Raw genomic sequence first — 16,393 nt, 5'->3', positions numbered from 1 at the left:
GCGATGCCGGTGCTGATGCACGAGGTGCTCGGGCCCGCCAACGGGCCCACGGTGCTGCTGTCCTCGGGCCTGGGCGGCGCGGCCGCCTTCTGGCGCCCGCAACTCGACGCGCTGCTGGGTGCCGGCTGGCGCGTGATCACCTACGACCAGCGCGGCACCGGCCGCAGCGGCGGCATATTGCCCGAGCCCTACCGCATCGCCCACATGGCGCAGGACGTGCTTGAGCTGCTGGACGCCACCCACACACCAAGCTGCCACCTCGTGGGCCATGCACTGGGCGGTCTGGTGGGCCTGCAGCTCGCGTTGGACGCGCCAGCCCGCGTGGCCAGCCTGGGGCTGGTGAACGCCTGGTCCCAGCCCAATCCGCATTCGGCTCGCTGCTTCGAGGCACGCTTGGCGCTGCTGGCCGCCGGCGGCGCGCGCGCCTACTGCGAAGCGCAACCGATCTTCCTTTACCCGGCGGCCTGGTGCGCCGAACACCCGGAGCGCGTGGAGTCAGAGGTGGAACACGCCATCGCGCATTTTCCCGGCGAGACCACCATGCGCCAGCGCATCGCCGCGCTGCGCGCCTTCGATTGTGACGCGGCCTTGCCCGGCGTCGATCTCCCGGTCTGGATCAGCGCCACGCAGGACGACGCGCTGGTGCCCTGGACCTGTTCGCGCCACCTCGCGGCGAACCTGCCCCAGGCCCAGTTGCACACCCTGCCCCATGGCGGCCATGCCCACAGCGTGACCCAGGCCGAGACCTTCAACGCCAGCCTGCTCGCCTTCCTGGCGCAGCAACCCCATCCCCCCCAAGCCTGAACCGATATGCGACCACCCCTGGACGCCACCGCACTGGCCGCCCTGTACACCGAAGCCCGCACGCACAACCACTGGGCCGACGAAGCCGTGTCGGACGATCTGCTGCGCCGTCTCTACGACCTGACCTGCCTGGCACCCACCTCGGCCAACTGCTCGCCTGGGCGCTTCGTCTTCGTACGCACGCCGGAAGGCAAGCAACGCCTGGCACCCGCGCTGTCCAAGGGCAACCTGGACAAGACTCTGAGCGCACCCGTCACCGTGATCGTGGCCTGGGACACGGCCTTTTACGAGGCCCTGCCCCGGCTGTTTCCGCATGTCGATGCCCGCAGCTGGTTCACCGGCAGCCCCGCAGCCGCGCACGAAACCGCCTTCCGCAACAGCAGCCTACAGGCGGCCTACCTGATCCTCGCGGCCCGCGCGCTGGGGCTGGACGTGGGCCCCATGTCCGGCTTCGACAAAGCCAAGGTGGATGCCGCCTTCTTCGCCGGCACCCCCTGGACCACCAACCTGCTGATCAACCTTGGCCATGGCGACGCCAGCCATCTGCGCGAACGGCTTCCCCGCCTGCCGTTCGACGAAGCCTGCCGCCTGGCCTGAGTCCCCGGAGCCCGTCCTCATGCCCGCCATCGCCACGACTCCCGTCACCCGCGCCGACTACCGCGATGCCATGGCGCGGCTGGGCGCGGCGGTCACCATCATCACCACCGACGGGCCGGCCGGACGCGCCGGTTTCACGGCTTCCGCCGTCTGCAGCGTCAGCGACGAACCGCCCACGCTGCTGGTCTGCCTGAACCGCGCGGCCTCGGTCTATCCGGCCTTCCTGGGCAACGGGGTGCTGTGCGTAAACGTGCTGGATGCCGAACAGCAGGCGCTGTCGACGCTGTTCGGCGGCAAGACGCCCAGCGAGGCACGTTTCGCGCAAGGCCGTTGGAACACACTGGCCTCGGGCGTCCCCGTTCTCGACGGCGCGGCGGCCTCCTTCGACTGCCGGGTGGTCCAGCGCCATGCGGTGGGCACCCATGACGTGCTGATCTGCGAAGTGCTGGCGCTGGCGATGGGCGACAGGGCGCAGGGGCTGGTCTACTTCGACCGCGGCTACCACGCGCTCGGCGCGGTGCATGCCGTGCCCTGAGCGTCTTGCGCCTCGGGCCTTCAATGCCTTGCGGCCATCGCGAGGCAGAATGCGATGATTTCCGCCTCGCGGTGAACGCCCCAAGGGAACCCTCCCCCGCGAGCCCCCGTTCATCCGAACCTCCACGACATGGCCCACTTTTCCGCGCGCTCACGCGCGCCCATCCTGGCATGAACCCGACCACCGTCATCGTCCTGGGTGCTGGCATGGTGGGCACCTGCACCGCACTGCACCTGCGGCAGCGCGGGCACGACGTCGTGCTGATGGACCGCCGTGGTCCAGGCGAAGAAACATCGTATGGCAACGCCGGCATCATCCAGTGCGAGGCCGTGGAACCCTATCCGTTTCCGCGCGAACTGAGTAAATTGCTGCGTGCCGCCTTCAAGTGCGGTGGCGACGTGAACTACCACTTCTCCGCGCTGCCAGCCATCGCCGGATCGTTAACCCGTTACTGGCACAACTCGGCACCCGCGCGCTACCCAGCCATTGCCCAGGCCTATGGCCGCCTTTCCGACCAGGCCATCGCCGAACATGCGCCGCTGATCGAGGCCGCCGGCGCGAACGATTTGGTGCGGCGTGAAGGCTACCGCTGGGTCTTTCGCGACCCGGCCAGTCTGGACGCGGCGCTGCGCACGGCCGCGCGCGTCGCCCCTGAGCATGGGCTGCGTCACGCGGCGCTCACGCCCGACGAACTGGCGCGGGCCGAACCCGCGCTGCAACGGCGCCTGGCCGGTGCCATCGACTGGCTCGACCCCTGGAGCGTGAACGATCCGGGTGAGCTGGTCGCTCGCTACGCGGCGCTGTTCCAAAGCCGAGGCGGCCGCATCGCACGCGGCGACGCCGCCTCGCTGCGGCAGGGCGCCACCGGCTGGTCGGTCCGCGCCGATGACGGCATGATCGAGGCCGAACACACGGTCGTCGCCCTGGGCCCCTGGGCCGACACGCTGCTGCGCCCGCTGGGCTACCGCTTGCCACTGTTCGTCAAGCGCGGCTATCACCGTCACTACACGGGCACCGCGGGCCCCACACGCGCGCTGCTCGATGCGGACCGCGGCCTGGTCATCGCACCGATGAAGCGCGGAGTTCGCATCACCACGGGCGCGGAGTTCGCGCACCGCGACGCGCCATCCACGCCCTGGCAACTGGCGCGGGCCGAGGCCGCCGCGCGCGAACTACTGGACCTGCCCACGCCGGTGGAGGCACAACCCTGGCGCGGCGCGCGGCCCTGTCTGCCGGACATGAAACCGGTGATCGGCCCTGCGCCCCGGCACCGCAGTCTGTGGTTCAACTTCGGCCACGCGCACCAAGGCTTCACCTTGGGCCCCATCAGCGGCCGGCTGCTGGCCGAGATGGTGGATGGCGACACGCCGTGGATTGACCCGCAACCCTACTCACCGGCCCGCTTCGGTTGAAGACGGGTCGCCGCGCCGCGCAACGACAATGCCTTCCAGCACCAGGCGCTGCACATTGTCCACGGCCTGCTCGAAAAATTCGGGGTTGTCCAGGGTCTGGCCCGTGATGGCCTGCACCTGGACCGCGAAGTCGGCGTAGTGCTGGGTCAGCGCCCATAGGGCGAACACCAGATGGTGCGGCTCCACCGGCGCCAGCCTGCCCGCCGCGACCCAGGCCCGGATCACCTCGGACTTGGCCGCCACCAGGTCGCGCAACTCGCGCGCCAACTCATCGCGCAGCAGGGGCGCGCCCTGGATCATTTCCAGGCAGAACAGGCGCGAGGCATCGGGCCGGTCGCGTGAGATCACGAGTTTGCGGCGAATGTAGGCCGCAATGGCCTCGCGCGGGTCCTGCTCCACCGTGAAACTGCGCAGCGGCTCCAACCAGACCGCCAGCAGGTCGCGCAGCACCGAGACGTACAACTCTTCCTTGTTGGCGAAGTGGTAGAGCAGGTTGCTCTTGGACACGCCCGCGCGCGCCGCCACCTGATCCACCGTCGTGCCATGCAGGCCGTAACGGGAAAACAGCCCCAGCGCCGCGCCCAGGATGGCGCTGCGCTTGTCCTCGATCTGCCGCAGCCGCCGGCTGCCGGGCACCGCCACGCGCTTGGGCGCTGGCTGCTTCGCCGGGGTCCCGCGTGACGCGAGCGACGGGGATCGGACGGGCTTGCGGACAGGGGGCGAGGGCATGTGGGCGGTGCTTGGAGTTGGCGCGGCGACGGCGGCGAACCACCTTCGGCATCTGCTCGCATCATGCATGAAGCGTGCGGGCCTGGTGCACCAGCGCAGCGCGCAGGCGCACCAGCCCAGCGCGCCGGACTGTCCGGCATATTTGTCCAACTGGTCCAAAGTTGGCATGGACGTTGCAAGACCTCCATGTCCGTCCGCGCGCCTCATTGGAGCCCGTCATGTCCGTGCTGAATGTTCCCGTCATCGATCTTCAACCCTGGTTCACGGGCACGCCCGAAGGGAAGGCTGCGGTGGCACGCGCCGTCGACGAAGCCTGCCGGGGCATCGGTTTCCTGGTCATCACCCACCATCAGATCGACCCGGCGCTGATCCAACGCGTGTCCGAGGCCTCGCGCCGCTTCTTCGCGCTGCCTCTGGCCGAAAAACGCAAGGTGGATCGCCCCCGGGACGACGCGGTGCGTGGCTACAGTGCCGTGGGCGAGGAAGGCCTGTCGTACAGCCTCGAGGAAGCGGCGCCCGGTGACCTCAAGGAATCCTTCTCCATCGGCCCCAGCAACGTCCCGCAAGACGACTACCACCGTGGCCCGGCCGCTGGCGCGCATTTCGAGCCCAATCTGTGGCCCGAAGGGCTGCCTGACTTCCGCGAGGCCTACACCGCTTACTTCGAGGCCATGAGCGCGCTGTCACGCTCGCTGATGTGCATGTTCGCGCTCGGACTCGGCCTGCCCGAGACCTACTTCGACGACAAGATCAACGAGCACATCAGCATGTTCCGCGTGCTGAGCTACCCCGCGCAGACCGAACCGCCCCTGCCCGGCCAGATGCGCGCCGGCGCTCACAGCGACTACGGCAGCCTGACCATCGTGCGGCCCGACGGCCCGGGCCTGCAGGTGTTCAACAAGGCCGGCCAATGGGTGGACGTGCCGCACATGCCCGATGCCTTCGCGGTCAACATTGGTGACCTGATGATGCAATGGACCAACGACCAGTGGACGTCCACGCTGCACCGCGTGGTCAACCCGCCCTTCGACGACGCGATGAAGAACACGCGCCGCCAGTCCCTGGTGTTCTTCCACCAGCCCAACTACGACGCCATGATCGAATGCCTGCCCGTGTGCCTGGCTCCGGGCGAGACTCCGAAGCATGCGCCGATCAGCTCGGGCGACCACCTGACCTCCAAGTTCGTCAAGCAGACGACCTTCGGCGGCACCAAGGTCACGGCCTGAGCAGAGTGGCGACCATGGCACATCTCTCTTACGTGAACGTGTTTGCCAAGGACGTGGTGGCCCTGTCGGGCTTTTACCAGCGGGTATTCGGCTTCCCTGAAATCGAATCCATCCGCTCGCCCATCTTCCGCGGGCTGGACACCGGCAAGTCCAGCCTGGGCTTCAACGCACTGGACGCTTACGAACTGCTGCAGCTCTCGGAGTTCTCCGATACGCGCGGCGTGAAGTTCCTGCTCAACATCGACGTCGACGGCAAGGAGGAAGTGGACCGCCTGGTGCCACTCGCCATCGAGGCCGGCGCCACGCTGATCAAGCCACCCTACGTCACGTACTACAACTGGTACCAGTCGGTGCTGCTCGACCCCGAGGGCAATGTGTTTCGCATCAACTTCATGATGTGAGAGCCAGCACAAGGCCCTGCTCTCACCACAGCCTCTCAACCCGTATTCCTCCTCCCGCCCCTGATCAGAAAGGCCTTCCCATGTTGCTCAAGCTGTTTTCCATCGCCGCGGTGAGCCTCGCGGTCGCCGCCGCATCCATCACACCAGCCCCCGCCGCCGACGGCTACACCCTGCCGGGCAAGCCGTCCATCGCGATGCTGTACTACGGGCCAAAAAACGATGGTGGCTGGACCCAGGCCTTCGACGAGGCCCGCGTCAAGATCGAGAAGGAACTCGGCATGAAGATCAACTTCGTCGAGAACATCACCGAGGACGCCTCCGTCATCAAGCCCGCAGCCGAACGCTTCATCTCGCGCGGCGCAAACATCGTGATCGGCACCGCCTTCGGCCATTCCGATGCCTTCAAGGACTTGGCGGCCAAGTACCCCAAGGTGGCCTTTCTGAACGCCTCGGGCACCACCAATGGGCCCAACCTTGAATCCTTCTACGGCCGCACCTATGAAAGCCAGTACCTGTGTGGCATGGCCGCCGGTGCGACCTCCAAAACGGGCAAGCTGGGCTTCGTCGCGGCCAATCCCTTTGGCGTGGTGAACTGGACCATCAACGCCTTCGCCCTGGGTGCGCAGAAGATGAACCCCAACGCCACGGTCAACGTGATCTACACCGGCACCTGGAACGACCCGGTCAAGGAGCGCGCCGCCGCCTCGGCCCTGATCGACCAGGGCGCCGACGTGATCGGCCAGCACGTGGATTCGCCCACGCCGCAGATCGTCGCCCAAGAGCGCGGTGTCTATGGCACCGGCCACCACCGCGACCTGCGCCAGTTCGCCCCCAAGGCCACGCTGTGCTCCTCGGTCTGGGTGTGGGACAAGTTCCTGGTCACCGAGCTCAAGAAGATCATCGCCGGCGGCTGGAAGCCGGCGCCCTATGGCGCCTTCATCCCGCTCAAGGACGGTGGCACCGACATTGCCGGCTTCGGCCCCGCCGTGCCCGCCGACAAGGCCAAGCTGATCCTGGCCGAGCGTGACGCGCTGCTCAAGGGCAAGCAGATCTACGCCGGCCCTTTGCTCGACCGCGACGGCAAGCAGCGCGTGGCCGCTGGCCAAGTGCTGTCCGACGGCGACCTCTGGAAGATGGACTGGTTCGTCAAGGGCGTGGTAACCCAGAAATGAGAGGGAGCATGAGCGCCGCGCCGGGCCGCCCCAAGCAAGCTCGCGCCCCCTCGGGGGGCAGCGAACCACACGCAGTGGGGAGCGTGGGGGCCTCATGACCAACGCGCTGACCCTGCGGGGCATACGCAAGACCTTCGACGGATTCCTCGCCCTCGACGCGGCCCACTTCGAACTGTCTTGGGGCGAGGTTCATGCCCTGTTGGGTGAGAACGGGGCGGGCAAGTCCTCCCTGATGAACATCGCCGCCGGTCTCTACAAGCCCGAGGCCGGCGAGTTGCTGGTGGATGACAATCCGGTGCGCCTGCAAGGCCCGCGCGACGCGGCCCGGCAGCGCATCGGCATGGTCCACCAGCACTTCAAGCTGGTGCGACCGTTCACGGTGGCCGAAAACATCCTGCTCGGTCTGCCCGAATCTGAATTCGAATCCGTCACCAGCCATCGCCAGCGGCTGGCGACGGTCGAGACCCGCGTGCGCGCGCAGGCCGAAGCATTGGGCTTCGCCATCGACCCCAAGGCGCGCATAGATCGCCTGTCCATCGCCGAGCAGCAACGTGTCGAGATCCTCAAGGTGCTGCTGGCCGGCGCCCGCATCCTGATCCTGGACGAACCAACGGCGGTGCTGACGGACGAGGAGGCCGCGCGTCTGCTGGACACCGTGCGCACCCTCGCGCGGGCCGGCGCGGCCGTGGCCCTGGTCACGCACCGGATGGCCGATGTCAAGACCTACGCCGACCGCGTCACCGTGATGCGCGGCGGGCGTACCGTGGCCACGCTGCATCCCGCTGAAACCTCGGTCTCCGACCTGGTGCGATTGACCGTGGGTCCGGGCGTGGACGCGGGGGCGGTTCGAACAGACCGCTCACCTCAGGCCCCGGGTGAGCCCTTGCTGACGATTCGCGACCTGCGGGGCGCGCAGTCGCAGGGAAGACGAGCCCTGAATGGCGTCACGCTCACGGTGCGTGCGGGCGAGATCTACGGCATCGCCGGTGTCGGTGGCAACGGCCAGAGCGAACTGGCCGGCGCGCTGATGGGGCTGCCGGGTGCGACCGAAGGCGAGATCCACCTGCAGAACTGGAACCTCAAGGCCCTGTCACCCACGCAACGCCATGCCCTGCGCATGGCCGTCATCCCGGCCGACCGCTACCGCCTGGCCCTGGCGGGCAGCCTCTCCATCGCCGAGAACTTCGGCATCGGCCAGGTGCGCGACGGCCGTTACGGCGGCTGGGCCTGGCTGCGCCGGCGCAGGCTCGACGCCGACGCACGCGCGGCCGTGGCGGCCTTCGACGTGCAGGGCGTGCGGTCGCCGGCGCAAAAGGCCGCGCTGCTGTCGGGTGGCAACGCGCAAAAACTGGTGATCGCGCGCGAATTCAGCAAGCAGCCCCGCCTGGTGCTGGCGCACAGCCCCAGCCGTGGTCTGGACGTGCGCGCCAGCGCCGAGGTGCATGCGCGGCTGCGCGCGGCCCGCGACACCGGCGCTGCCGTGCTGCTGATCAGCGAGGACCTGGACGAGGTGCTCCAACTGGCCGACCGCGTGGGCGTGATGGCTGGCGGGCGCATCGTCACCGAATTCGAACAACCGGCGGATCGCCAGGCGATCGGCCAAGCCATGACCCACCATGACTGAACTCGTCGCCACGACGGATGGGGCCTCCGGCACCGCTTCCACGGTCACGCGCCACCATGAGCCCTGGCTCAGTCGGCGCTACACCCTGGAAGTCCGTCAGCACATGCCTTGGCACCGGCAGGTACTGGTACTGCTCCTGGCCGTGGTGGCCGGACTGCTTGTCTCGGGCGCCATCCTGGTTGCCGCCGGCGTGCCGGCCGGTGAGCTGTTCCAGGAATTCGTGATCGCCACCATCTTCGACGCGCAAAGCCTGCAGGCGGTGCTGTTCCAGGCTTCGCCCATGATCATGGTCGGGCTGGCCGCCGCCATCGCCTTCCGTGCCCGCTTCTGGAACCTCGGCCTGGAAGGCCAGATGGTCTGGGGTGCCATCGGCGCGACGGCAATGTCCATCTTCGAGATCGGCCCGCCCGCGCTGCGCCTGACCTTCATGCTCTGCGTGGCTGCGGCCTGCGGCCTGCTGTGGGCGCTGGGCCCTGCACTGCTCAAGCTGCACCTGGGCGTCAACGAGATCATCGCCACGCTGATGCTGAACTACATCGCGGGCAATTTTCTGCTGCATCTGCTGTACGGCGCCTGGAAGGACCCGCAGAGTGCCTTCCCTCACTCACCCCAGTTCCGTGGCTTCGAACGCCTGCCCGAGTTTCTTGGCGCCTCGGGTGCGGCCATCACGCTGGCACTGATCGCCATGCTGCTGGCCTGGTGGCTGGTCAAGCTCAGCCGCGCGGGGCTCTACCTGCGCTTCGTCGACGCCAATCCGGACGTGGCCCACGCCACGGGCGTGCCAGCGAACCGCATGATGCTGCTGGCAGTGCTGGTCTCGGGCGCGCTGGCGGGTGTGGCCGGCTTTCTGGTGGCTGCCGGCCAGGAAGGGCGCCTGACCCAGGCCTTCCACCATGGCTACGGTTTCTCGGGCATCCTGATCGCCTTCCTCGCGCGCAACCATCCCATCGCGGCCACGGCCGTCGCCTTGCTGATCGCCACGCTCTTCGTGGCAGGCCGCAGCCTGCAGGTCTTCTACCAGGTCCCGTTCTCGATGGTGCAGCTGATCCAGGCCATCATCGTGGTCTGCGTGGCCTCGTCCGATTTCTTCATTCGCTACCGCCTGCGTCGCGTGTCGCCCGCCTGAGGACCCCATGGAATTGATTGGTCACTGGATCGCCAGCATCCCGGACTTCGCCGTGCCCTACGCGCTGGCCGCGCTGGGCCTGATCCTCACCGAGCGGGCGGGGGTACTGTCGCTGGGCGCGGAAGGCCTGATGTTGATGGGCGCGCTGGTGGCCATCGGCATGCAACTCACCTTGGGTTCCACCCTGGTGTCCCTGACCCTGAGCATGCTGGCGGCCAGCCTGGTGTCAGTGCTGTTTGCCGCGATGGTGGTGTGGCTGCGCGTCCACCAGGTGATCGCGGGCCTGGTGCTGGTGTTCTTCTGCCAGGGTCTGTCCAGCCTGCTCGGCACGTTGCTGGGCTGGACCAGCGTGCCGGTCACCGCGCAGGGCCCGGTGGCGCTGTGGCCCCTGTCCGAGCTGCCTCTGATCGGTGGCCTGTTCGTGCAAAACCCGGTGGCCTTGCTGACACCTTTCATCTTCCTCGCCGTGGCGTGGTTCCTCCAGCACAGCGGCACGGGCCTGAAGTGGCGCGCGGTGGGTGAGAACCCGCAGGCCGCCGACGCAGCCGGCATCCCTGTCAGCGCCTACCGCTTTGTCGCAGTGCTCGCGGGCGCCGCCTTGGTGGGCTTGGCCGGGGCCTACATCTCGCTGCTGTCGACCAAGCTTTGGATCGCCGGCATGACCGGCGGGCGCGGCTGGATCGCGGTGGGACTGGTCATCTTCGCGCGCTGGTCGCCTTGGAAGGCCCTGGCCGGCGCAGTGCTGTTCGGCTGCGTGGAGGCGCTGATTCCACAACTTGCGGCGGCTGGCGTCCAGCTGCCGCAGTATTTCGTGCTGATGACGCCGTACGCCATCACCCTGGGCGTGATGATCTGGGTCGCCCTGGGCCGGCGCGTGGGCGTGCACGCCCAACCCGGCGCCCTGGGTGAGCCATACGTGAGGGAGGAACGCCGATGAAGGTCTGGGTCTACGAGCAAGCACGCGAGGTGCCGGCCGCCGATTTCCTCGACTACCTGGACCCGGCCAGCACGGCGGTGCTGTCCATTGACATGCACCGGGGCCACCTGGAAGACAGCCCCGATTGTCCCTGCCCCGCGCCGCGTGCGCGCGACGTGGTCGCGCCCATCGACGCCTTTCACCGCCAGGCACGGGCGCTGGGCGTGCCCATCGTGCACGTCAAGTCGGTGCTGCGCGCCGGTGGCGCGGACGACCTGGCAGGCATCCCGGCCGCGTGGCGGCGCACCTTCCCGCTGCATGTCGGACCGATCCCCAACGCCGCCGCCCATGCCATCGAGGGCAGCCCCTGGACCGAATGGGTGACCGAGGTGCTGCCCCAGGACCTGCGGGTCGAGAACAAGCGTCGGCTGTCGGCTTTCTACCCGACCGATCTGGATTTTCTACTGCGCAACCAGCGCATTAGCACCGTGGTGTTCGACGGCGGCTTCACCGACTGCTGCGTGCTCAACAGCGCCTTCGACGCCAACAACCTCAACTACCGCGTGATCGTGCTGCGCGATCTGGTGCGCGGAACCGACAACCATCTGGAGTCGGCGGCGCTGTCCATGGTGTCCTTGCACTTGGGACTCGTGATGAGCTCGCAGGACTTGCTGACGGGCTGGCAGCAAGGCTTCCCGGCCTGAGCCGGTCCCGAGCCCCGCGGACGGCCTGTCGATCGGCCGGAAAGCACCCGGAATGCCCCGCAGACGCGCGGGCAGCGGAAAATATAGCGCTCAAGTACCTTCCCCGGCTTGCCGATAGGATGACGAGTCATATAGGATTTCGCAATTCAGCCGAGAATCCGGACCAGACCACGGGAATCACGGGAAATCGGGATCAAGAAAACCATGAAAACACGCACCGCACCGTTCTTGCGCCAGCCGCTGCACGCCCTGTTCACCGGCGCTGCCGCCCTGGCCGTGATTGCCGCCGCCCTGGCCACCTCATCGGGCCATGCCCAGGAGCACTCGCCCACGGGACAGAATGCCACCGGACCGGTCACGCATCCCGTCGCGCCACAGGCCGACGTCGCGACCAAGCCCGTGCGCCAGCCGGCGACCGAATCAGCCCCGGTGCGCGTGGAAGGTGGCAGCAGCACCATCGCCAACCAGATCAAGGACGCGATGAACGGTGGCGATGCCACGGGCAAGCAGCTCAACATCATCATCGACAAGAACAGCACCAGCGGTGGCATGGCGCCCGGCACGCAGCCGCCGAAGAACCCCGGCGGCAAGCCGACCACCAGCGCGCAGACGCGCAAGGCTGAGATGGAAGGCAAGGCCCGCCTGGCGCAGGCGTCGAACCCGCGCAACGCCCCGGGTATCGTGATCCGCGCCAAAGCCCTGCCCACGCCCAAGGCACCACCCAAGCACGCGGAGCCCGAACTGCCCGAGCACTGGAGCTACGAGGGTCCGGGCGGCCCGCAGAACTGGCACAAGCTCAAGCCTGAGTACGCCATGTGCGGCAAGGGCAAGATACAGTCGCCCATCGCCATCATGGACGACGACACCCTCAAGGGCCCGGCCGAACCGCTGGAATTCAGTTACAAGCCCAGCAAGGGCACGATCACCGATACCGGCCACAGCATCGAGGTCAAGGTCTACAACACGGACAACGTGCTGACGGTGCGCAACACCAAATACCGGCTGCTGCAGTTCCACTTCCATGCCCCGGCCGAGGAGACCATCAATGGTCAGCGCTTCCCCCTGGGTGCGCACTTCGTGCACAAGAACGACATGGGTCAGCTCGCCGTGGTGACGGTGCTGTTCGAAACCGGCGAACCCAACGCGCTGATCGAGAAAGTCTGGACCCACATGCCCCTGGGCCCGAGCGACAGCGTGCGCATGCCGCCCGACTTGGTGAACGTCTACGACATCCTGCCGAAGGACCAGCGCTATTACTCGTACTTCGGTTCTCTGACCACGCCGCCTTGCACCGAGGGCGTGCTCTGGCTGGTGCTCAAGCAGCCGGTGCAGATCAGCCCCGAGCAGCTCTACATGTACACCCAGCTCTACAGCAACACGGCGCGTCCGCTGCAGCCGCGCAACAGCCGCACCATCCGCGACGCCATCACGCTCACGGGCGCCATGCCGGCGCATTGAGCCCACGACGTCCCCGCCGGGTTGGCCAGAGATCTGGCCTGCCCCGCGCACACCTGAACCACAGGCCCTGCACGCAGGGCCTGTGGTCATTTGGCGAGTGACTTCAGTGCAAGGCGGATGCCATCACTCACGTCCACATCCTTGGGCAGGGCCTTGAGCGCGGCGGTCGCCTCCTTGTCGCTGTAGCCCAGGGCCAGCAGCGCCTGCTGAATATCGGCCTGCGCGTCATGCGTCGCTGCCATCGCCCCCGGACCCGCCACGCCGATGTCGGCGCCCAACTTGCCCTTGAGCTCAAGCAGCAGGCGCTCCGCCGTCTTCTTGCCCACGCCCGGCGCCTTGATCAGGCGACCCATTTCCTGCTGGGTCACGGCCTGGGCCAGTTCGGCCACGCTCATGCCCGAGAGCACGGCCAATGCCGTGCGCGGCCCCACGCCGCTGACTTTGATCAGTTCGCGAAAGGCCGAACGCTCGGCCTCTTCGCCAAAGCCGTAGAGCAGTTGCGCATCCTCGCGCACCACGAAGTGCGTGAGCAGCGTCACGGGCTGGCCCAGCGCGGGCAGGTGATAGAAGGTGTTCATGGACACCTGCACTTCGTAACCCACGCCGTGGCAGTCCACCAGGACCTCGGGGGATTTTTCGCGATGAGCGCGCCAGAAAGCCTGCCAATCATGGGGGACCTATCATTCACTGTGTTTGAACCGACCGGAAATTATCCACCCCTGCCCTCCATGATCCTGCGCCACGACTTCACCCCGCCCAATAACACGCGCCTGGCCAACCTCTGTGGCCCCGCCGACGAGCACCTGCGCACCATCGAAATCGCGCTGCAGGTCAAGATCGCCCACCGGCACGAGCAGTTCAAAATCGACGGCGCGAAGAAACCTGCCCAGCGCGCGCTCGAAGTGTTGCAAGCCCTGTACGAAATGGCGGCACGCCCCGTCCAGCCTGAGCATGTACAACTCATGCTCGCGGGCGACAGCAACATGGCGCTGGACGACGGTGGCGAAGTCTTGCACACCCGCCGACAGGACCTGCGCGCCCGCACGCCCAACCAGGCGCTGTACATGGAAAGCATCGCGAACCACGACATCACTTTCGGCATCGGCCCCGCCGGAACCGGCAAGACTTATCTGGCCGTGGCCGCCGCCGTCGACGCACTGGAGCGCAGCGCCGTGCAGCGCATCGTGCTCACCCGCCCGGCCGTGGAAGCCGGTGAGCGCCTGGGCTTCCTGCCCGGCGACCTGACGCAGAAGGTGGACCCCTACCTGCGCCCGCTTTACGACGCGCTCTACGACCTGATGGGTTTCGAGAAGGTGCAGAAGGCCTTCGAACGCAACGCGCTGGAAATCGCGCCCCTGGCCTTCATGCGCGGACGCACGCTGAACAACGCCTTCGTCATCCTCGACGAAGCGCAAAACACTACGCCCGAGCAGATGAAGATGTTCCTCACCCGCATCGGCTTCGGCGCGCGCGCCGTTGTCACCGGCGACGTGAGCCAGATCGACTTGCCCAAGACGCAGTTGAGCGGCCTGATCGACGCCGAGCGCGTGCTCAAGCGCGTCAAAAGCATCGCCATCTGCCGCTTCACCAGCGTCGACGTGGTGCGCCACCCGCTGGTGGCGCGCATCGTCGATGCCTACGACAAGCGCAGGACCGAAAGCGTGCGTGCGGGAGACCGCGCATGAATACGAAAAAGCCCATTCGTGTTGAGCCCGTCGAAACGCTGCTGCCCACACTCGACCTTTCGCTCCAGTTCGGTGCCGCCGTGCCGGAGAGCCACAAGAAACTGCTGGGCAAGGCCCGAGTCACGCGCTGGATGCGCATGGCCCTGCTGCACCCCGCAGAAATCACCGTGCGCATCGTCGGTGCCACCGAAGGTCGTGCCCTCAACCGCGACTACCGGAACAAGGACTACGCCACCAACGTCCTGACTTTCGACTACACGAAGGCACCTGTCGTCACGGCCGACCTCGTACTCTGCGCGCCCGTGGTGGCGAAAGAGGCCAAAGAGCAGAAAAAGACACTGGAAGAGCATTACGCGCATCTGCTGGTGCACGGCACCTTGCATGCGCAGGGGTATGACCATGAGACCAACGAAACCGATGCGCTGGAGATGGAGGCCTTGGAGGTCTTGTTGATGAAGGGGATGGGCTACGGGAATCCGTACGAATGAGTTGAGCTCAGCAGACACCCTGCCCGCAGAGCGATTGCACTTGATCAAGGGTCACGCCGTACTCGGCCACCACCCACCTGCCGTCATACCTGCTGCGACAGCCGGATGGTGCCCCAGACCAGCACCACCAATTGGACAAAGCTGATGAGCAGCGCCATCGCGTGCACTTGACGAAAGCGCTGCGTTGCCTTGCCATCATTGGCCTCAATCTGAGTACCCAGCCGCTGCATGACGGGCAGGAGGTGCCTCCGGAGCAAGATTGCGACGATAGCCATGATGGCTATCCCCATCGCAAAGGCAAATCGCCCCCAAAGCGCAAAACTGGCAAACGCACACAGTGCAGCCCAGAAGGCCACCCCGTAATAGACGTTGAAGAAGCTGCGGACGAATCGGGCGTCAAGTGGTATGTCGTGCTTGAGAATGAGCAGCGGTAGCCCGCCCATCAAAAAGTATGCGTTGGTGACGAGCACCACCACGGTAAAAAAGAACGCGGGATAGATGGCGAAAGACATCAGGCATCTCCTGAGAAGAATGCGTCGTTGCGTGTTTATGCGGCATGACGCATAAGGCCCATGACCACCGGAAGTGGTCCGTTGCAGCGAATTGTCCGTCTGGTTTTCTCTTTCTCCCGCTTCCCGGATCACGCGGACGTCCGCAGCGGTATCGTCACCGGTCCGTCATTGACCAGATGCACCTGCATGTCCGCCGCGAACTGCCCGGTCTGCACGATGGGATGTGAAGCGCGGGCCTGTTCCACGAAGTAGTCGTAGAGCCGGCGCCCATCGTCCGGCGGCGCGGCACCGGTGAAGCTGGGCCGGTTGCCGCTGGAAGTATCGGCGGCCAGGGTGAACTGGCTCACGATGAGCAGCCCACCACCCACATCGACCACGCTCTTGTTCATCTTATCGGCCTCATCTGAAAAAATCCGCAGCTTGAGGATCTTGGCCAGCAGCTTGTCGGCCACGGCGTCGCTGTCGCCGCGCTCGGCGCAGAGCAGGACCAGCAAGCCTTGCTGGATGGAACCAATGGTCTGACCCGCGACGTCGACGCGGGCTTCCTTCACACGTTGGAGTAGAGCGAGCATGAGAAGGTTTATAACCCGGCCCATGTTGCTCGCCCGTCCCCGTTCCACCGCGCTGCTGACCGGCCTGCTGTTGCTGATCCAGGGCTGCGCCTCCACAGGCGACGCAAGAGCACAGCAGGCAACCGAGGCCCGCGCGCAGGTCATTCAAAGCGCCGCACCGCCGGAGTTCAGCCCGGCGAGGCAACGCGCACTGGCAGCGGTCTGCGCCACCTGCCACGGCACCGAAGGCCGTCCGACCAAGGATTCGATCATCGCCCCCCTGGCCGCCTTGCCCCGGGGGTATTTGGCGCAGCAGCTGCGCGCCTTCCGCGACGGCGCCCGGCCCTCCACCGTGATGCAACAGCTCACCCTGGGTCTGACGGACGCGGAGATCGAGGCTGTGGCCTTCTACTACTCCACGCTCAAGCGCTGAGTGCGGCAACCATGCATCCG

Annotated in this window: 18 protein-coding genes and 1 pseudogene; 15 read left to right on the top strand and 4 right to left on the bottom strand. The window is 66.8% G+C overall.

Going from position 1 to position 16,393, the window contains the following annotated elements:
- Positions 1–3 precede the first annotated feature (3 nt).
- The 4 genes from rutD (at position 4) to DW355_RS05655 (ending at position 3,348) form a co-directional block, all read left to right on the top strand.
- Entirely contained in the window at positions 4–804 is an 801-nt protein-coding gene (gene rutD / locus DW355_RS05670) for a pyrimidine utilization protein D (protein ID WP_131278343.1), read from the top strand.
- 6 nt (positions 805–810) lie between these two features.
- On the top strand, positions 811–1,401 hold the full coding sequence (locus DW355_RS05665) for a malonic semialdehyde reductase (RefSeq protein ID WP_131278342.1): 591 nt from the start codon (positions 811–813) through the stop codon (positions 1,399–1,401).
- Between the two features lie 19 nt (positions 1,402–1,420).
- Positions 1,421–1,936, top strand: coding sequence for a flavin reductase (locus DW355_RS05660; protein ID WP_131278341.1), 516 nt, complete (start codon positions 1,421–1,423; stop codon positions 1,934–1,936).
- 170 nt (positions 1,937–2,106) lie between these two features.
- Positions 2,107–3,348 (top strand): NAD(P)/FAD-dependent oxidoreductase, encoded by a 1,242-nt coding sequence (locus DW355_RS05655; protein ID WP_131278340.1) that lies wholly within the window; start codon positions 2,107–2,109, stop codon positions 3,346–3,348.
- Here the strand turns inward: DW355_RS05655 and rutR are convergent.
- Complete coding sequence (rutR, locus tag DW355_RS05650) at positions 3,328–4,077, bottom strand: HTH-type transcriptional regulator RutR (RefSeq protein ID WP_131278339.1); 750 nt, start codon at positions 4,075–4,077, stop codon at positions 3,328–3,330. The genes DW355_RS05655 and rutR overlap by 21 nt on opposite strands.
- A 218-nt stretch (positions 4,078–4,295) precedes the next feature.
- On the opposite strand from rutR, the gene DW355_RS05645 reads away from it, so the two are divergent.
- The 8 genes from DW355_RS05645 to DW355_RS05610 all read left to right on the top strand — a co-directional run bounded on the left by DW355_RS05645 (position 4,296) and on the right by DW355_RS05610 (position 12,704).
- Positions 4,296–5,303 (top strand): isopenicillin N synthase family dioxygenase, encoded by a 1,008-nt coding sequence (locus DW355_RS05645; protein WP_131278338.1) that lies wholly within the window; start codon positions 4,296–4,298, stop codon positions 5,301–5,303.
- A gap of 14 nt (positions 5,304–5,317) precedes the next feature.
- Positions 5,318–5,704, top strand: coding sequence for a VOC family protein (locus DW355_RS05640; RefSeq protein WP_131278337.1), 387 nt, complete (start codon positions 5,318–5,320; stop codon positions 5,702–5,704).
- Between the two features lie 80 nt (positions 5,705–5,784).
- Complete coding sequence (locus tag DW355_RS05635; RefSeq protein WP_131278336.1) at positions 5,785–6,876, top strand: BMP family ABC transporter substrate-binding protein; 1,092 nt, start codon at positions 5,785–5,787, stop codon at positions 6,874–6,876.
- Positions 6,877–6,970: 94 nt separating this feature from the next.
- Positions 6,971–8,500: an ABC transporter ATP-binding protein gene (locus tag DW355_RS05630; protein WP_131278335.1), complete on the top strand. Its 1,530-nt coding sequence runs from the start codon at positions 6,971–6,973 to the stop codon at positions 8,498–8,500.
- Positions 8,493–9,626, top strand: a complete 1,134-nt coding sequence (locus DW355_RS05625; protein WP_131278334.1) for an ABC transporter permease — start codon at positions 8,493–8,495, stop codon at positions 9,624–9,626. Before DW355_RS05630 ends, DW355_RS05625 begins: the two co-directional genes overlap by 8 nt.
- A gap of 7 nt (positions 9,627–9,633) precedes the next feature.
- Complete coding sequence (locus DW355_RS05620) at positions 9,634–10,563, top strand: ABC transporter permease (RefSeq protein WP_131278333.1); 930 nt, start codon at positions 9,634–9,636, stop codon at positions 10,561–10,563.
- Positions 10,560–11,246: a cysteine hydrolase family protein gene (locus DW355_RS05615; protein WP_131278332.1), complete on the top strand. Its 687-nt coding sequence runs from the start codon at positions 10,560–10,562 to the stop codon at positions 11,244–11,246. The genes DW355_RS05620 and DW355_RS05615 overlap by 4 nt, the downstream gene beginning before the upstream one ends.
- A gap of 204 nt (positions 11,247–11,450) precedes the next feature.
- Entirely contained in the window at positions 11,451–12,704 is a 1,254-nt protein-coding gene (locus DW355_RS05610; protein WP_131278331.1) for a carbonic anhydrase family protein, read from the top strand.
- A gap of 86 nt (positions 12,705–12,790) precedes the next feature.
- On the opposite strand, the pseudogene ruvA reads toward DW355_RS05610, so the two are convergent.
- Positions 12,791–13,374 (bottom strand): annotated as a pseudogene (gene ruvA, locus DW355_RS05605) (Holliday junction branch migration protein RuvA).
- Between the two features lie 58 nt (positions 13,375–13,432).
- Between ruvA and DW355_RS05600 the strand changes: the two are divergent.
- Entirely contained in the window at positions 13,433–14,389 is a 957-nt protein-coding gene (locus DW355_RS05600) for a PhoH family protein (protein ID WP_131278330.1), read from the top strand.
- Complete coding sequence (ybeY, locus tag DW355_RS05595; RefSeq protein ID WP_131278329.1) at positions 14,386–14,877, top strand: rRNA maturation RNase YbeY; 492 nt, start codon at positions 14,386–14,388, stop codon at positions 14,875–14,877. The genes DW355_RS05600 and ybeY overlap by 4 nt, the downstream gene beginning before the upstream one ends.
- An 83-nt stretch (positions 14,878–14,960) precedes the next feature.
- Here the strand turns inward: ybeY and DW355_RS05590 are convergent, their stop codons facing one another.
- Both DW355_RS05590 and dtd read right to left on the bottom strand, forming a co-directional pair.
- On the bottom strand, positions 14,961–15,389 hold the full coding sequence (locus DW355_RS05590; RefSeq protein WP_165493129.1) for a hypothetical protein: 429 nt from the start codon (positions 15,387–15,389) through the stop codon (positions 14,961–14,963).
- A 128-nt stretch (positions 15,390–15,517) separates the two neighbouring features.
- Positions 15,518–15,961 (bottom strand): D-aminoacyl-tRNA deacylase, encoded by a 444-nt coding sequence (dtd, locus tag DW355_RS05585; RefSeq protein WP_131278328.1) that lies wholly within the window; start codon positions 15,959–15,961, stop codon positions 15,518–15,520.
- Between the two features lie 22 nt (positions 15,962–15,983).
- On the opposite strand from dtd, the gene DW355_RS05580 reads away from it, so the two are divergent.
- Positions 15,984–16,373 (top strand): c-type cytochrome, encoded by a 390-nt coding sequence (locus DW355_RS05580; protein WP_131278327.1) that lies wholly within the window; start codon positions 15,984–15,986, stop codon positions 16,371–16,373.
- Positions 16,374–16,393: the final 20 nt, after the last annotated feature.

It is taken from the genome of Hylemonella gracilis, from assembly GCF_004328645.1.
Classification (GTDB): Bacteria; Pseudomonadota; Gammaproteobacteria; order Burkholderiales; family Burkholderiaceae_C; genus Hylemonella; species Hylemonella gracilis_B.
Note: the sequence above shows the minus strand (reverse complement) of the source record. Positions and strands in the feature narration are given on the sequence as shown.

Bases quoted from the DNA above. Each gene is read 5' to 3' on its own strand.
- rutD (WP_131278343.1), top strand. From the start codon at position 4: ATGCCGGTGCTGATGCACGAGGTGCTCGGGCCCGCCAACGGGCCCACG.
- DW355_RS05665 (WP_131278342.1), top strand. From the start codon at position 811: ATGCGACCACCCCTGGACGCCACCGCACTGGCCGCCCTGTACACCGAA.
- DW355_RS05660 (WP_131278341.1), top strand. From the start codon at position 1,421: ATGCCCGCCATCGCCACGACTCCCGTCACCCGCGCCGACTACCGCGAT.
- DW355_RS05655 (WP_131278340.1), top strand. From the start codon at position 2,107: ATGAACCCGACCACCGTCATCGTCCTGGGTGCTGGCATGGTGGGCACC.
- rutR (WP_131278339.1), bottom strand. From the start codon at position 4,077: ATGCCCTCGCCCCCTGTCCGCAAGCCCGTCCGATCCCCGTCGCTCGCG.
- DW355_RS05645 (WP_131278338.1), top strand. From the start codon at position 4,296: ATGTCCGTGCTGAATGTTCCCGTCATCGATCTTCAACCCTGGTTCACG.
- DW355_RS05640 (WP_131278337.1), top strand. From the start codon at position 5,318: ATGGCACATCTCTCTTACGTGAACGTGTTTGCCAAGGACGTGGTGGCC.
- DW355_RS05635 (WP_131278336.1), top strand. From the start codon at position 5,785: ATGTTGCTCAAGCTGTTTTCCATCGCCGCGGTGAGCCTCGCGGTCGCC.
- DW355_RS05630 (WP_131278335.1), top strand. From the start codon at position 6,971: ATGACCAACGCGCTGACCCTGCGGGGCATACGCAAGACCTTCGACGGA.
- DW355_RS05625 (WP_131278334.1), top strand. From the start codon at position 8,493: ATGACTGAACTCGTCGCCACGACGGATGGGGCCTCCGGCACCGCTTCC.
- DW355_RS05620 (WP_131278333.1), top strand. From the start codon at position 9,634: ATGGAATTGATTGGTCACTGGATCGCCAGCATCCCGGACTTCGCCGTG.
- DW355_RS05615 (WP_131278332.1), top strand. From the start codon at position 10,560: ATGAAGGTCTGGGTCTACGAGCAAGCACGCGAGGTGCCGGCCGCCGAT.
- DW355_RS05610 (WP_131278331.1), top strand. From the start codon at position 11,451: ATGAAAACACGCACCGCACCGTTCTTGCGCCAGCCGCTGCACGCCCTG.
- DW355_RS05600 (WP_131278330.1), top strand. From the start codon at position 13,433: ATGATCCTGCGCCACGACTTCACCCCGCCCAATAACACGCGCCTGGCC.
- ybeY (WP_131278329.1), top strand. From the start codon at position 14,386: ATGAATACGAAAAAGCCCATTCGTGTTGAGCCCGTCGAAACGCTGCTG.
- DW355_RS05590 (WP_165493129.1), bottom strand. From the start codon at position 15,389: ATGTCTTTCGCCATCTATCCCGCGTTCTTTTTTACCGTGGTGGTGCTC.
- dtd (WP_131278328.1), bottom strand. From the start codon at position 15,961: ATGCTCGCTCTACTCCAACGTGTGAAGGAAGCCCGCGTCGACGTCGCG.
- DW355_RS05580 (WP_131278327.1), top strand. From the start codon at position 15,984: ATGTTGCTCGCCCGTCCCCGTTCCACCGCGCTGCTGACCGGCCTGCTG.